The following is a 14,541-nucleotide window of genomic DNA, read 5'->3' as shown; positions in this document are numbered from 1 at the left end:
GACGATGACGATCCTCAACATCTCCGCCTACAAGTTCGTCGGCCTCGACGACCTGCACGCCCTGCGGGCGCGGATCGTCGAACGCTGCGAAGCCCTCGCGCTCAAGGGCACGATCCTGCTCGCGCCCGAGGGCATCAACCTGTTCCTCGCCGCAAGCCCCGATGCCGTGGCCGCCTTCATCGACTGGTTGCGCGAGGACCCACGCTTCGCCGATCTCGTGCCGAAGGAGAGCCTCTCCGATGCGCCGCCCTTCCGCCGGATGCGCGTGCGCCTGAAGAAGGAAATCATCACGATGCACGCGCCGGCCATTCGTCCCGCGGAGGGGCGGGCGCCCCACGTGCTGCCGGCGGACCTCCGTCGCTGGCTCGACCGCGGTCATGACGACGCCGGCCGCGAGGTGGTCTTGCTGGACACCCGCAACGATTACGAAGTGGCGGCGGGCACGTTCGAGAACACCGTCGACTATGGACTGTCCAGCTTCACCGGCTTCCCCACGGCCGTCGCCGCCGACCGCGAACGGTTCGAGGGAAAGACGGTGGTCTCGTTTTGCACGGGCGGCATCCGTTGCGAGAAGGCGGCCATCCACATGCGCGAGATCGGCATCGCGAACGTATTCCAGCTCGAAGGCGGCATCCTCAAGTATTTCGAAGAGGTGGGCGGCGCCCACTGGCGCGGCGACTGCTTCGTGTTCGACGAACGCGGCGCGGTCGATCCATCGCTCGCGCCGAGCCGGAAGGCATGAGCGGCCTGCACATCGAAACCCATGGCACTGGCGCGACACCGCTGGTGATGATCCATGGCTGGGCCATGCACGGCGGCATTCTCGCGCCGCTGGTCGAGGTGCTGGCAGACAGCTACACGATGTACGTCGTCGACCTGCCGGGCCACGGCTATTCCCGTGATTCCGCCATCCCGCTGGAACCGCTCGCCTGTGCCCGCGCGATCGCCGAGGCGACGCCGCCCGCCACCTGGCTGGGCTGGTCGATGGGTGGATTGGTGGCCCTTGCCGCCGCGCTCGACGTGCCGGAAGCCGTGCGGGCGGTGGTCCCCGTGTGTTCCACGCCGTGCTTCGTGCGCGGCGAGGGCTGGCCCTACGGCAACGACGTGACCATGGTCCACCGACTGGCGACCGATCTCCAGGACGACTACAAGGCCACCGTGGAGCGCTTCATCGCCCTGGAGGCCATGGGCAGCGCCGATCCACGCGCCGAGGCGCGCCGGTTGAAGGAAGAAGCATTCTCCCGCGGCGAACCCAACCCACGCGTGCTGCTGGAAGGCCTGCGCCTGCTCGAAACCACCGATCTGCGACCACGCCTGGCCGGGCTTCGCCAGCCCAACCTCTGGATAGCGGGCCGTCGCGACCGCATTGTCCATCCCGAGGCGATGCGCTGGTCCGCCGGGGCGGCAAACGGTCGTTTCGCCGAGATCGCCCATGCCGGGCACGCCCCTTTCATCGGACATGCCGCCGCCGTGGCGGATGTCCTGACTTCATTCACCGACGCAGACGCATGAGCGACTTCCACTTCGATCGACGCCAGGTTCGCCGCAATTTCGGGCGCGCCGCCGGCAGCTACGAAAACCACGACGCGCTGCAGCGCGAAGTGCAGGCGACCCTGGTCGACCGGCTCGACATCTACGAAGCGGTGCCGGAAATCGTCCTCGACGTCGGCGCCGGCACGGGCCGTGGCAGCGCGGCACTTAAGAAGCGCTACCCGAAGGCGCAGGTGATCGCCATCGACCTCGCGCTGCCGATGCTGAAACAGGCCCGGCATAACGCGTCCTGGCTGAAGCCGTTCGGCCGCGTCGTCGCCGATGCATACACCTTGCCGGTACCCGACCGCAGCGTGGACGTGCTCTTCTCCAACCTCTGTTTCCAGTGGTGCGAAGACCTCCCGCGCCTGTTCGCCGAATGCGCGCGCGTGCTGAAGCCGGGCGGATTGCTCACTTTCTCCACGTTCGGCCCCGACACCTTGAAGGAACTGCGTGCGGCCTGGGCGGAAGCCGACCAGCATGCGCACGTGGCGCGCTTCCTCGACATGCACGACATCGGCGACGCCATGTTGGCGCAGGGCCTACGGGACCCCGTGCTTTTCGCCGAGCGCTACACGTTGACCTACCCCACCCCACGCGCGCTGCTGGACGAACTGAAGGGCCTGGGCGCGAACAACGCCGACGCCGACCGCCCACGCGGCCTGACCGGTAAGCAGCATTACAAGCGCATGCTCGACGCTTACGAAGCCATGCGCAGCGACGGTGTCGTTCCCTCGACCTGGGAAGTGGTCACGGCGCACGCATGGGGACCGCCCGCCGGGCAGTCGCGGCGCGAAGGTGGTGGCGAGATCGCCAGTTTCCCCATCGAGAACCTGCGCGGCTCGCGGCGCAAGACCCCGTTCTGATACGGCCCGGGTTCAGAGCAACTCGGCCAGCGCGTGCGCGTCGCCCGGGGCTTTCACCTTGGCGTCGTTGTCGAAGTAGACATAGACGTCGCGGGACGCCCGCTTGGGCGGTGCGGACCTGGCGATACGCGGATCGCCAGCGGGTTGCGCACCACGGCGCCACGCGCGAATGCGCCGCGCCCAATCGGCCAGGGCCGCCTCGCCATACCCGCTGGCATACAGTTCCTCGTCTCCGTGCAGGCGCACGTAGACGAACGGCGCCGTGACGTCGAAGTAACGCGGATACTTGCCCGCCGTATCGGCCACGACGAAGGCGATACCGTACTTGCGCAGCAGGGTGATGAACGAAGGATCGACGAAGCTTTCGTTGCGGATCTCCACGGCGTGACGCAAGCGATGATTGCGACCCACTTCCAGATAGGGTTCCCGTTTCAGGTGTGCGTCGTGCTTGCGGCCGAGCGCCGCGGCGGCCTTCACGTTGGTCGGCAACATGGCGAGGAAGGCTTCGAAGCGCTCCGGTTCGAAGCGGAAACTCGGGGGAAACTGCCATAGGACGGGGCCCAGCTTTTCGCGCAAGGCGAGCACGCCCGAGGCGAAGAAATTCGCCAACGGCTTTTCGACGTCCCGCAGGCGCAAGGTGTGCGTGATGAAGCGAGGGCCTTTCACGGCGAAGACGAAGCCCTTGGGCGTGGCTTCGTACCAGGACTGGTAGCTTTCCGGCCGCTGCAGCGAATAGAACGAGCCGTTCAGTTCGATCGTTGGAAATTGCCGCGACGCATAGGCGAGCTCGTCTCGCTGGACGAGGTCGGAGGGATAGAAAACGCCACGCCAAGGCGAGTAGCGCCAGCCCGAGATGCCGATGCGAGTGGTTGCCATGACCCCATGGCAACGCGTCGCCGGTGCAGCGATGGTGAACGCGGCGTCATCGATAGCGATGACAGCCGACGACATGGTCATTGACCATGCCCACCGACTGCATCACCGCATAGCAGATGGCCGTACCGGCGAAACGAAACCCGCGCTTGCGCATCGCCGCGCTCATGCGATCGGAGGTGGGACTGCGCATCGGCACCTGCGCATCATGCTGCCACGCGTTCTTCTGCGGAGCATCGCCGATGAACGACCACAGGTAGGTGGATAACGAACCCACCTCGTCGATGACGCGCAAGCTGGCACGCGCGTTGCCGCGTATCGATTCGATCTTGAGGCGATGCCGGATCACGCCGCGATCGCGCAGCACGGCGGCGAGCTCCGCATCGGTCATCGCCGCGATGCGTGCGATATCGAAACCATGAAAGGCGAGATGGTAGGACGTGCGCTTGGCGAGCACCGTGCGCCAAGCCAGCCCCGCTTGCGATCCGCGCAACGCCAGCCATTCGAACAGACCACGATCGTCGTGAACGGGCACGCCCCATTCGGTATCGTGGTAGACGCGTTCGGCATCGCTGCGTTCGGCCCATTGGCAGCGCATCCGCCACCCCCGCATTTGCACCTAAGGAAGGGCGAGGATAGCCACGCGACGCAGGCGACGATGTCCGCTCGTCGCCTTGGCACACGTCCGCATGCGATGACCAGAAGCGGCGCGGGCCGCCGTCATCGCGTTGGGCGGCGCCGTCAGCCGGAAGAAGGGCACCAGGGCAACGCGTCCAGGTCCACATTGCCCCCGGTGAGCACCGCGCCGACGCGACGCCCGGCAAAATGCGCCGGATAACGCAGCATGGCCGCGAGTACCGTCGCACTGGAGACTTCGACGACGATGCGCAACTCGGTCCAGAGCAACTTCATCGCCTCGATGCATTCCGAGTCGCTGACGCGCAATGCGACCACGCCATGATCGCGCAGGGCGTGAAAATTAGGTTCACCGATCAGCGTGCGCAAGCCGTCGCAGATCGTATCGGCTACGAACGGACCCACGCGTTCGTCCGATTCGAGCGAGCGGGCGGCATCGTCGGCGCCTTCGGGTTCCGCGCCGAACAGCGCGATGGCCGGATCGATGCCATGCGCCGCGATCGAGCAACCGGAAGCCAGTCCACCGCCACCGATGGGAAACAGAATCGTATCCAGCCCCGGAGCCTGGCGAAACAGCTCGGGCACGAGCGTGCCTTGCCCGGCCATCACCCGCGCATCGGCATAGGGATGGACCAGGGTCGCGCCCGTACCGGCCTGCACGGCGGCGGCCAGCGCCTCGCGCGCCGCGGTTGTCGGCGCGCACCGATGCACGGTCGCGCCGGCGGCGACGATCGCATCGACCTTCGTTTTCACGGCGCCCTCGGGAATCACGACGTGGGCGGGAATGCCCCGCGTGCGCGCCGCCATGGCCAGCGCGTTGCCGTGATTGCCGGAAGAGTGAGTCACCACCCCGCACGCCGCCTCCTCTCCGGAGAGCGACCACACGGCATTCGTGGCGCCGCGGAACTTGAAAGCCCCACCTCGTTGCAGGTTTTCGCACTTGAACACGACAGGCGTCCCGAGGAGGTCGTCGATGCGATCGCTGCGCAGCACCGGCGTGACCCTGGCGTGCGGCGCGATGCGCGCCGCGGCGTCGCGAATATCCGCGAAGCTGGGAAGGTTCACGCGTCGAACTCCACGCCGCAGACGAAGCGGCGCTCCTGGCCCGGCGCCAGCGTCACGAGGGGCGCGCAATCGTCACGATTGAACGCATCCGGCATGCACTCCATGGGTTCGAGCGCCACCGACTTGCGCGCATCCCGGTCGGCCGTGTCGGCGGTGAACACCAGCATTACGCCCTTCTCCTGCCAGACGGCGATGCCCATGCCGGATTTCGGATCGCGCAGGCGCGTCCGCGCCTTGCCATCGGAGTCCAGCTGGAGGTCCGCGTAGGTGTGGTTCAGTTGCATGTCGCCGATGGCTTTCGCCTTGCGGAAATCCAGCCCGCGGTCGGCCTTGTCGATGGCCTGCCAGGCCCGCGTTCCCGGCAAGGGGATGAAATCCTTGTCGGTGGCGATCACCTTGTCGGCCGGCACGTGCAGCTCCCAGCCTTCGATCGGGTTATCCGACAGGCGAAAGTAGGGATGCCAGCCGAAGAACGTCGGTGCGGCGTGATCGCCCACGTTGCGCGTCTTCGCTTCCACCGTGAGGCCGCGGTCGCCGAGCGTGAACGTCACGCTGAAATCCAGCGCGAAGGGGTAGCCCGCGTTCGCCTCGGGGCGGATGGCATGGGTGACCAGCGTGACGGATGCCTTGTCGTCGTCGGCATGTTCCCGCTGCACGTCGAAGAGGACGCCGCGCAGGAAACCGTGGCGGCTGGCGCGATCGGCGCCGACGGCACCTGGCTGCAAATCGTAGGTTTTTCCTTCAAACGTATACCGCGAATCGTTAACCCGGTTTGCGAACGGCGTCATGATCGCGAAGCGGGAGCCCTTGTGGCCGACGAGTTCCTGCTCGTCGCGAAAACCATCCGCGATATTGCGCTGCTCGTCGCGCCAGCATGTACCGATCGACAGCACGGTGGCGCCACGGCGGGCGATACGGACCTCGCGGTCGGCGTCGGCATCGACCAGGACCACCAGCTCCTGGGCGCCGAGACGGGAGCGCGTAACGCTGAAACGTGACATGGGAAACTTCCTTTTGACGATTCCTAGCGCATGTTAGCCTGCCTGTCTTACCAGACAACCGTTAGTAGTGCCGCCATGAGCGATCGTTCCGACGCCCCCACCTCCGTCATCCGCCTTGCCGACTACCGTCCCCCGGCATGGTCGGTCGAGCATGTGGCCCTGGAGTTCGATCTTGGCATCGATCGTACCGAGGTAGCCGCCACGCTCGACCTCGTCCGCCAGGCGGACGAGCCGATACGACTGAACGGCGAGGGCCTGGAACTGCTCTCGCTGGGCGTGGACGGGCGGATGCTCGCCGAGGGTGAGTACATCCTCGCCGATGGCGTGCTGGAAATCGCCATCGACACCGACCGTTGCACGGTGACCACGCGGGTGGCCGTGCGCCCGGCGGAGAATACGGCCTTCGAGGGCCTGTACCTGTCCGGCAGCCGCGACCGCGGGTTCCTGCTGACCCAATGCGAGGCGGAAGGTTTCCGTCACATCACCTTCTTCCCGGACCGGCCCGACGTGTTGTCGCGGTATACCGTGACCCTGCGTGCGGAGCGCGAACGCTTCCCTGTACTGCTCGCCGGCGGCAATCCCGAGGGGGAAGGCGTGCTGCCGGATGGCCGCCACTGGGCACGCTTCGTCGACCCGCATCCGAAGCCGAGCTACCTGTTCGCCGTGGTGGCGGGCCGCCTCGAGCGGATCAGCCGCGACTACACCACCGCCGATGGCCGCGCCGTCGCATTGCATATCTGGGCTGAAGCGGACGTCATCGATCGTTGCGACTACGCGATGGATTCGCTGGTGCGCTCGATGCAATGGGATGAGCGGGCGTACGGGCGCAACTACGACCTCGACGTCTTCCATGTGGTCGCCACGCACGACTTCAACATGGGCGCGATGGAGAACAAGGGTCTCAATATCTTCAACGCGAAGTACCTGCTGGCCGACCCGGATTCGAGCACCGACGACGAGTATCGCCACGTCGAGGCGGTGGTCGCCCATGAGTATTTCCATAACTGGAGCGGCAATCGCGTCACCTGCCGCGACTGGTTCCAGTTGAGCCTGAAGGAAGGCCTCACCGTGTTCCGCGAGCAGAGTTTCTCCGCCGACATGAACTCGGCGCCGCTCAAGCGGATCGAAGACGTGGCCCTGCTCCGGCGCGCGCAGTTCCCCGAGGATGCCGGTCCCTTGTCGCATCCGGTGCGTCCCTCGCAATACAGCGAGATAAACAATTTCTACACCGCCACCGTTTACGAGAAGGGGTCGGAACTGGTTCGCATGCTCGCCGGCCACCTCGGCCAGGAGGGCTTCCGCAGGGGCATGGACCGTTACTTCGATCAGCACGACGGCCAGGCCGCCACGATCGAGGATTTCCTGACCGCGCTCGGCGACGCGAACGACGTCGACCTGTCGGCGTATCTTGCATGGTACGGACAGGCGGGCACGCCCCGGCTATCCGCCGATGGACGCTTCGATGCCACGCAGCTGCGGTATCGCCTGACCCTTCGGCAACGCACGCCTGCCACCGCGGGACAGACCGCGAAACAGGCATTGCCCATTCCCGTACGGCTGTCGCTGTTCGACCAATCGGGCAAGGCCTTGCCGCTTCGCCTCGAAGGCGAAGCCGTCGCCGGCGCGGCGGAACGCACCGTGGTGCTCGACAGCGCGGAACGCAGCTTCGTGTTCGAGGACGTCGAAGCGGCGCCGGTTCCGTCGCTGCTGCGTGGCTTCTCCGCGCCCGTCATCCTCGAATGCGACTACGTCCCGGGCGAACTCGCCATCCTGCTGCGCCACGATCCCGACGGCTTCAACCGCTGGGAGGCCGGGCAGCAACTGGCCGGACTGGCCTACGACGATTGCCGGGACGGCAACATCGAAGGCTCGGCCCTGCGCGCATGGACCGAGGCCCTGGCCCACCTGTTCAACGACAAGGGCGTGGATGACGCCCTGCTTGCCGAATTGCTGACACCGCCGGGCGAGATCGAGCTGGTGGAGCGCCAGGCGGAGCGCGATCCGGATCGCATCCGCATCGCCCGGCAGGCCATGTTGCGCATGCTGGCCCAGCGCATAGGGACGGAAGCGCTGCATGCCCGCTATGCGGCGCTGCGTTCGCAGACCAGTGCGGCGCTGGATGCTCCCAGCCAGGCGCGGCGCCAGCTGAAGCGCCGGGTTCTCGACCTGCTCGCCCTGATCCGGCCGGGCGAGGCCCGGGAACTGGCGCGTGCCCAGTATGAACAGGCGCCCGGCATGACCGACCGGCTCGCCGCCCTGACCACGCTGGCCACGCTCGACGCCCACGCTGCCGAGGCGCCGATCGCGCATTTCCGCCGGCGGTACGACGGCAACGCTCTCGCCCTCGACAAGTGGTTCGCCATGCAGGCCTTGCTGCCCGGTGCCGACGCCCTGGCGCGGGTGCGGGCACTGGAAGACGACCAAGCGTTCTTGCTGAAGAACCCGAACCGTGTCCAGTCGCTGCTGGGCAGTTTTGCCCGGGCCAATCCCACCGGCTTCCATCGCGTGGACGGGGCGGCCTATCGCTGGCTGGCGGACCGCCTGGTCGCGATCGATTCGCTCAACCCGCAGGTGGCGGCGCGGATCGCGACGGCGTTCAACGGCTGGAAACGGCTGGAGCCCGTGCGACGGGAGGCCGCGCATGCCGTGGTGGCCGAACTGGCCAGTCGGAAGGACCTGTCACGGGACCTCACCGACATCCTCGCCCGGGTCGCCCTGGGCTGAGGAAGAAATGTGCGCGATGTCTCAATGCGGGAGAGAAACTGACGCGGCGCGTCACCAATTGCCGATTTGGAGCACTTCGTTGACGAAAAAGTCACACACAGTTCATTCCGACGGTGTAATGTTCGTTCCAACGAAGAAAGCCGCGGCATAGCCGCGGCTCTTTGTGCCAGTCACTCGGTTTCTGGCGCCCGGCAGCACGGTCATCCTGGATTCCCCCTGTTCCTGAGACCGCCGGGCGCCAGATCTCATTCGAACCGAATGGGGCATCCTTGCCCACATCCCGCTTCCTTCCCCCGGCACACGGCCAAACCCCTGTCGTTCGGCCTCGGCGCGCGTATGCTCGCGCTGCGTCTGCCCGGTGGAAGTGCGTGGAGGGGGAAGCACGAGTCATGCCACGTCGTTGCACACGGGTCCGGCGCCCTGCCGAGCGGCGCCCGTCCGTAGCGCGTAAAATCGCGTCCTGCTTCCTGTCTTCCTACGCCTGATTCCCATGCTGCATAGCGAAACCTTCGATGTCATCGTGGTCGGTGGCGGTCATGCCGGCACCGAGGCCGCGCTCGCGGCCGCGCGCGCCGGTGCGCGCACGCTCCTGCTCAGCCACAACATCGAGACCATCGGCCAGATGAGCTGCAATCCCGCGATCGGCGGGATCGGCAAGGGCCACCTGGTCAAGGAGATCGATGCGCTCGGCGGCGCCATGGGCATCGCGGCGGACCGCGCGGGCATCCAGTGGCGCACGCTCAATGCCTCGAAGGGGCCCGCGGTGCGCGCGACGCGTTGCCAGGCCGATCGCAGCCTCTACAAGGCCGCCATCCGCGCCATGGTGGAGACGCAACCGAACCTCGTGCTGTTCCAGCAGGCGGTGGACGACCTCATCCTGGTCGGCGGGCGGGTCGCCGGCGTACGCACGCAGATGGGCCTCGACTTCCACGCCGCCGCCGTCGTGCTGACGGCAGGCACCTTCCTGGCCGGCAAGATCCATATCGGACAAGCACAGTACGCCGGTGGCCGCGCGGGCGATCCGCCAGCATCGGCGTTGGCCGCGAAACTGCGCGAACTGCCTGTCGCCGCCGACCGGCTGAAGACGGGAACGCCGCCGCGCATCGACAGCCGCAGCATCGATTTCGCCATGCTGGACGAGCAGCCGGGCGACGACCCGATGCCGCACTTCTCCTTCCTGGGCTCGGCGGCCGATCATCCGCGCCAGGTGAGTTGCTGGATTACCCACACCACCGAAGCGACGCACGACCTCATCCGCGGCTCGCTCGACCGCTCGCCGTTGTACAGCGGGCAGATCGAGGGCGTCGGTCCACGGTACTGCCCTTCGATCGAGGACAAGGTCGTTCGTTTCGCCGACAAGACCTCTCACCAGATCTTCGTCGAGCCGGAGGGTCTGGACACCTTCGAGATCTACCCCAACGGTATTTCCACGTCGCTCCCCTTCGACGTGCAGTACGCGCTGGTCCGTTCGATCCCGGGTTTCGAGCGTGCGCATATCACGCGCCCCGGCTACGCCATCGAGTACGACTACTTCGATCCGCGCGGCTTGCATCCCTGGCTGGAAACCAAGGGCATTCCCGGCTTGTATTTCGCGGGCCAGATCAACGGCACCACGGGCTACGAGGAAGCGGGGGCGCAAGGACTCATCGCCGGCATGAATGCCGCGCTCGCCATTCGCGGCGTGGCGCCGTGGTATCCGCGCCGCGACGAAGCCTATATCGGCGTGCTCATCGACGATCTCACGACCAACGGGACGATCGAGCCCTATCGCATGTTCACCTCGCGCGCCGAATACCGCCTGCACCTGCGCGAGGACAACGCCGACCTGCGGCTGACACCGCAGGGACATGCGCGCGGCGTGGTCTCGGACGCGCGCTTCCATCGCCTGGAAGCCAAGCGCGAGGCCACCGAGCGCGAGACGGCGCGCCTGCGCGGTCTATGGGCCGCGCCGGGGAACACGTTGGGCGCGACCATCGAGCGCACGCTCGGCATCGCCGTCAGCCGCGAGACGCATGCCCTCGACCTGCTTCGCCGTCCCGAGATGGACTATGCGCGACTGACGACGGTGGCCGAACTGGGACCCGCGGTGGACGACGCAGAGGTGGCGACGCAGGTGGAGGTACAGGCGAAGTATTCCGGTTACCTGGAGCGCCAGCGCGAGGAGATCGAGCGCCAGCGGCGGCACGAGACCACGGCGATACCCGACGGCTTCGATTACGACCGCGTGCGCGGCCTTTCCGCCGAGGTGCTGTTGAAGCTCAAGCGCTCGCTGCCCGCGACGATCGGACAGGCCGCACGCATCAGCGGCGTCACGCCCGCCGCGATTTCACTGTTGCTGGTGCATCTGAAGCGCCGGGCGGCCTGAGGGAAACCGGCGCGCCACGCGCCTTCGCCACCGCCCATGACCACCAGCAGTCGGCGTGGTAACCGGCCATCTGGCATCATCGCTCCCATCGAGTTAGCGAGTGGAAGGACCACCATGCAAGTCTGGATCGGACGAAACGGCGAGCGATTCGGCCCCTATGCGGATGAGGAAATCCGACAGTGGCTGCGCGACGGCACCTGCCGCCCGGAGGAACTCGGCTGGCACGAGGGCATGACGGACTGGCGTCCGCTGGGCGAGTTGTTCCCGGACGAGCGCCCCGCCGCCGGCAGCGTCCCGCCGATGCCGCCGCCCGCACCGCCGCCGTTCATGGGCGTCACCGACGTCGCCGAACCCGAGTACGCCGGCTTCTGGCTGCGTTTCGGCGCCTGGGTGATCGACTACCTGATCCTGATGGTGCCCTTCACGATCATCAGCCTGAGCATGGGGCTCGGCGCGGCGATGACGAAACTCCTCAGCCAGATGGAATCGGACCAGACGGCGGCGATCTCCGCCTACGCCGTGGCCGTGCAGCCGATCACCTACGTGCTGCTGGTGATCGGCTTCGTCTACTACGCGGCCTTCGAAAGTTCGAAATGGCAGGCCACGCCGGGCAAGATGGCGGTGGGCATCCGCGTCACCGATACGGAAGGCAAGCGCATCAGCGTGGGCCGCGCCGCCGGACGCAATGCGATTCGCCTGGTGAACGCCTTCACCTTCCTCGTCCCCATGGTCTTCTACGTCACGGCCGCCTTTACCCAGCGCAAGCAGGGCGTGCACGACCTCCTGGCCAGCACCTACGTCCTGACCGGGCGTGCCGACAAGGCCGCTGCACCCGCCTCGCGCGGCGGCACGGGCGGCAGCTTCGACGCCTGACGGCTCCGCCCGCCCCGGCCTCACGGCCGGGGTCTTCCCGTGCCTTGCTATCATCCCCGGCCCGGCCCGACGTTCGGCCGGCCGAGTCACGCACAGGAACGACATGCAGAGCATCGAACAACGTATTGCCCAGGACATCGCCGCCAAGCCCGAACAGGTGCGCGCGGCGGTGGAACTCCTCGATGGCGGCGCCACCGTGCCCTTCATCGCGCGCTACCGCAAGGAAGTGACCGGGGGTCTCGACGACATCCAGTTGCGCCTGCTGGAAGAGCGCCTGCGCTACCTGCGCGAGCTTGAAGACCGCCGCACGGCCATCCTCGACAGCATCGCCGAGCAGGGCAAGATGACCGACGCGCTGCGCGCCGACATCCTCGCCGCCGACACCAAGGCGCGCCTGGAGGACCTGTACCTCCCCTACAAGCCGAAGCGACGCACCAAGGCGCAGATCGCCCGCGAGGCCGGCCTGGAGCCGTTGGCGATCGGCCTGCGCGAAGACCCGGCGCTCGATCCGGAGACGTTCGCGGCCGGCTTCGTCGACCTGGAAAAGGGCGTTGCGGACACCAAGGCCGCGCTGGACGGTGCCCGCGCCATCCTCATGGAGACGATCGCCGAGGACGCCACCCTTGTCGGCGAACTGCGCGACTGGTTGTGGGAGAAGGGACAGATCCGCGCAACCGTCGTTCCGGGCAAGGAAAACGAGGGCGCGAAGTTCCGCGACTATTTCGACCATGCGGAGCCCGTTTCGAAGATCCCTTCGCATCGCCTGCTCGCCCTGATGCGCGCGCGTAACGAAGGCGTGCTGGAGATCGACCTCAACCCGGGCACCGATGCCGACCAGGGCCATGCCGAAGGGGAAGGCCGCGTCGCCGCGCGCGCCGGCATCGTCGACCGCGGTCGCCGTGCCGATGCGTGGCTGCGCGAGACCGTGCGCCTCACCTGGCGCGTGAAGCTGCACCTGCACCTCACCCTCGACCTCTTCGGCCGCGTGCGCGAGTACGCGGAAGACGAAGCCATCCGTGTCTTCGGTGAAAACCTCAAGGACCTGCTGCTGGCCGCACCCGCCGGCGCCAGGACGGTGATGGGCCTCGACCCGGGCATCCGCACCGGCTGCAAGCTGGCCATCGTCGATGCCACGGGCAAGCTGCTCGCCTACGACACCATCTACCCGCACGAACCGCGCAACCAGTGGGACCAGTCCATCGCCCGCATCGCCCAGCTGGCGAAGCAGCATGGTGTGAACCTCGTGGCCATCGGCAACGGTACCGCGTCGCGCGAGACCGACAAGCTCGTCGGCGAGACGATGCGCAAGCACGCCGACCTGAACCTTTCCAAGGTCGTGGTGAGCGAAGCGGGCGCCTCCGTGTATTCCGCTTCCGAACTCGCGTCGAAGGAATTTCCAGAACTCGACGTCTCGATCCGCGGCGCCGTCTCCATCGCGCGGCGCCTGCAGGACCCGCTCGCCGAACTGGTGAAGATCGAGCCCAAGGCGATCGGCGTCGGCCAATATCAGCACGACGTGAACCAGGTGAAGCTGGCCCGTGCGCTCGACGCACGCGTGGAAGACTGCGTGAACGCCGTGGGCGTCGACGTGAACACCGCTTCCGCCCCGCTGCTCTCGCGCGTGGCCGGTCTCTCGTCCAGCGTAGCGGAGAACGTGGTGAAGCACCGCGATGCGAACGGCCCGTTCCCGAGCCGCAAGGATCTGCTCAAGGTACCGCGCCTCGGTGACAAAGCCTTCGAGCAGTGCGCGGGCTTCCTGCGCATCACCGGGGGCAGCAATCCGCTCGACGCCAGTTCGGTGCACCCCGAGGCGTATCCGGTGGTCGAACGCATCCTCGAGCAGTGCGGCCGCGAAGTGAAGCAGGTGATCGGCGACACGTCGTTCCTGCGTGGCCTCAAGGCCGAGGACTTCACCGACGAGATCTTCGGTGTGCCGACCGTGCGCGACATCCTCAAGGAACTGGAAAAGCCGGGTCGCGACCCGCGCCCTGAATTCGTGGCGCCGAGTTTCGCCGAGGGCGTCGAAGACCTGAAAGACCTCAAGGTCGGCATGGTGCTCGAGGGGCGCGTGACCAACGTGGCCGCGTTCGGCGCCTTCGTCGACGTCGGCGTGCATCAGGACGGGCTCGTACACGTCTCGGCGCTCTCGCACACCTTCGTGAAGGACCCACGCGACGCCGTGAAGGCCGGCGACATCGTCAAGGTCAAGGTGATGGAGATCGACCTGCCGCGAAAGCGCATCGCCCTGAGCATGCGCCTGGACGATGTGCCGGGCGAAGCCCGCGGCGGTCGCCCGGGCGCACGTGACGAGGCTCCGGCGGGCGGCGGCAATCGCCGTGGACCGCAAGGTGGCCGTCCGGCACAACCCGCCAAGCCCGCGGCCAAGCCCGCCGCCGCGCCTGCCAACAGCGCGTTCGCGGATGCGTTCTCGCGGGCTTTGAAAAAGTAACAAGGCTTGCGCCACTAGGGGATTTCTCAAGCCGGACGCCGGACCTCACGGCTCCGGCCATGGCTCGACCACCGCCGGTTTTCCTCACGCCGCTCCTGCGCCGACAGGAGCGGCCGTCGCGCGCGGCTCCAGGCCCGATGTATAGCCACTCGCCCTACC

11 protein-coding genes are annotated in these 14,541 nt (G+C 67.0%); 7 read left to right on the top strand and 4 right to left on the bottom strand.

Translation table 11 applies throughout. From position 1 onward, the window contains the following. Nucleotides 1-4: 4 nt before the first annotated feature. The 3 genes from AB6730_RS03560 to bioC are packed head-to-tail and all read left to right on the top strand — an operon-like array spanning nucleotide 5 to nucleotide 2,396. Nucleotides 5-742 carry a sulfurtransferase gene (locus AB6730_RS03560; RefSeq protein ID WP_371022291.1) on the top strand — a complete coding sequence of 246 codons (738 nt, stop codon included), beginning with the start codon at nucleotides 5-7 and terminating at the stop codon, nucleotides 740-742. After that, on the top strand, nucleotides 739-1,512 hold the full coding sequence (gene bioH / locus AB6730_RS03555) for a pimeloyl-ACP methyl ester esterase BioH (RefSeq protein ID WP_371022290.1): 774 nt from the start codon (nucleotides 739-741) through the stop codon (nucleotides 1,510-1,512). The genes AB6730_RS03560 and bioH overlap by 4 nt, the downstream gene beginning before the upstream one ends. After that, nucleotides 1,509-2,396, top strand: coding sequence for a malonyl-ACP O-methyltransferase BioC (gene bioC / locus AB6730_RS03550; protein WP_371022289.1), 888 nt, complete (start codon nucleotides 1,509-1,511; stop codon nucleotides 2,394-2,396). Before bioH ends, bioC begins: the two co-directional genes overlap by 4 nt. A 12-nt stretch (nucleotides 2,397-2,408) precedes the next feature. On the opposite strand, the gene AB6730_RS03545 is transcribed toward bioC, so the two are convergent. The 4 genes from AB6730_RS03545 to AB6730_RS03530 all read right to left on the bottom strand — a co-directional run bounded on the left by AB6730_RS03545 (nucleotide 2,409) and on the right by AB6730_RS03530 (nucleotide 5,971). Beyond that, nucleotides 2,409-3,272 carry a DUF72 domain-containing protein gene (locus tag AB6730_RS03545; RefSeq protein WP_371022288.1) on the bottom strand — a complete coding sequence of 288 codons (864 nt, stop codon included), beginning with the start codon at nucleotides 3,270-3,272 and terminating at the stop codon, nucleotides 2,409-2,411. 46 nt (nucleotides 3,273-3,318) lie between these two features. Continuing rightward, entirely contained in the window at nucleotides 3,319-3,867 is a 549-nt protein-coding gene (locus tag AB6730_RS03540) for a DNA-3-methyladenine glycosylase I (RefSeq protein ID WP_371022287.1), read from the bottom strand. Between the two features lie 143 nt (nucleotides 3,868-4,010). Then, nucleotides 4,011-4,970 carry a threonine/serine dehydratase gene (locus AB6730_RS03535; RefSeq protein WP_371022286.1) on the bottom strand — a complete coding sequence of 320 codons (960 nt, stop codon included), beginning with the start codon at nucleotides 4,968-4,970 and terminating at the stop codon, nucleotides 4,011-4,013. Next, entirely contained in the window at nucleotides 4,967-5,971 is a 1,005-nt protein-coding gene (locus AB6730_RS03530) for an aldose 1-epimerase (RefSeq protein ID WP_371022285.1), read from the bottom strand. The genes AB6730_RS03535 and AB6730_RS03530 overlap by 4 nt, the downstream gene beginning before the upstream one ends. A 75-nt stretch (nucleotides 5,972-6,046) precedes the next feature. Between AB6730_RS03530 and pepN the strand changes: the two genes are divergently transcribed. From pepN to AB6730_RS03510, 4 genes are all read left to right on the top strand, one after another. After that, on the top strand, nucleotides 6,047-8,695 hold the full coding sequence (gene pepN, locus AB6730_RS03525; protein ID WP_371022284.1) for an aminopeptidase N: 2,649 nt from the start codon (nucleotides 6,047-6,049) through the stop codon (nucleotides 8,693-8,695). A gap of 490 nt (nucleotides 8,696-9,185) precedes the next feature. Further along, nucleotides 9,186-11,060 (top strand): tRNA uridine-5-carboxymethylaminomethyl(34) synthesis enzyme MnmG, encoded by a 1,875-nt coding sequence (mnmG, locus tag AB6730_RS03520; RefSeq protein WP_371022283.1) that lies wholly within the window; start codon nucleotides 9,186-9,188, stop codon nucleotides 11,058-11,060. Nucleotides 11,061-11,174: 114 nt separating this feature from the next. Beyond that, nucleotides 11,175-11,933: an RDD family protein gene (locus tag AB6730_RS03515; RefSeq protein ID WP_371022282.1), complete on the top strand. Its 759-nt coding sequence runs from the start codon at nucleotides 11,175-11,177 to the stop codon at nucleotides 11,931-11,933. Nucleotides 11,934-12,036: 103 nt separating this feature from the next. Continuing rightward, nucleotides 12,037-14,382, top strand: a complete 2,346-nt coding sequence (locus tag AB6730_RS03510; RefSeq protein WP_371022281.1) for a Tex family protein — start codon at nucleotides 12,037-12,039, stop codon at nucleotides 14,380-14,382. Nucleotides 14,383-14,541 lie beyond the last annotated feature (159 nt).

This window comes from Luteibacter sp. RCC_6_2 (genome assembly GCF_041360655.1).
Lineage (GTDB): Bacteria > Pseudomonadota > Gammaproteobacteria > Xanthomonadales > Rhodanobacteraceae > Luteibacter.
The sequence above is the reverse complement of the archived record's forward strand: the minus strand, read 5'-3'. Positions and strand labels throughout refer to the sequence as shown.

What these genes read in the sequence shown, in the direction of transcription:
- AB6730_RS03515 (WP_371022282.1), top strand. Translation starts at nt 11,175, where the DNA reads ATGCAAGTCTGGATCGGACGAAACGGCGAGCGATTCGGCCCCTATGCG.
- AB6730_RS03545 (WP_371022288.1), bottom strand. Translation starts at nt 3,272, where the DNA reads ATGGCAACCACTCGCATCGGCATCTCGGGCTGGCGCTACTCGCCTTGG.
- pepN (WP_371022284.1), top strand. Translation starts at nt 6,047, where the DNA reads ATGAGCGATCGTTCCGACGCCCCCACCTCCGTCATCCGCCTTGCCGAC.
- AB6730_RS03540 (WP_371022287.1), bottom strand. Translation starts at nt 3,867, where the DNA reads ATGCGCTGCCAATGGGCCGAACGCAGCGATGCCGAACGCGTCTACCAC.
- bioC (WP_371022289.1), top strand. Translation starts at nt 1,509, where the DNA reads ATGAGCGACTTCCACTTCGATCGACGCCAGGTTCGCCGCAATTTCGGG.
- AB6730_RS03510 (WP_371022281.1), top strand. Translation starts at nt 12,037, where the DNA reads ATGCAGAGCATCGAACAACGTATTGCCCAGGACATCGCCGCCAAGCCC.
- AB6730_RS03560 (WP_371022291.1), top strand. Translation starts at nt 5, where the DNA reads ATGACGATCCTCAACATCTCCGCCTACAAGTTCGTCGGCCTCGACGAC.
- mnmG (WP_371022283.1), top strand. Translation starts at nt 9,186, where the DNA reads ATGCTGCATAGCGAAACCTTCGATGTCATCGTGGTCGGTGGCGGTCAT.
- bioH (WP_371022290.1), top strand. Translation starts at nt 739, where the DNA reads ATGAGCGGCCTGCACATCGAAACCCATGGCACTGGCGCGACACCGCTG.
- AB6730_RS03530 (WP_371022285.1), bottom strand. Translation starts at nt 5,971, where the DNA reads ATGTCACGTTTCAGCGTTACGCGCTCCCGTCTCGGCGCCCAGGAGCTG.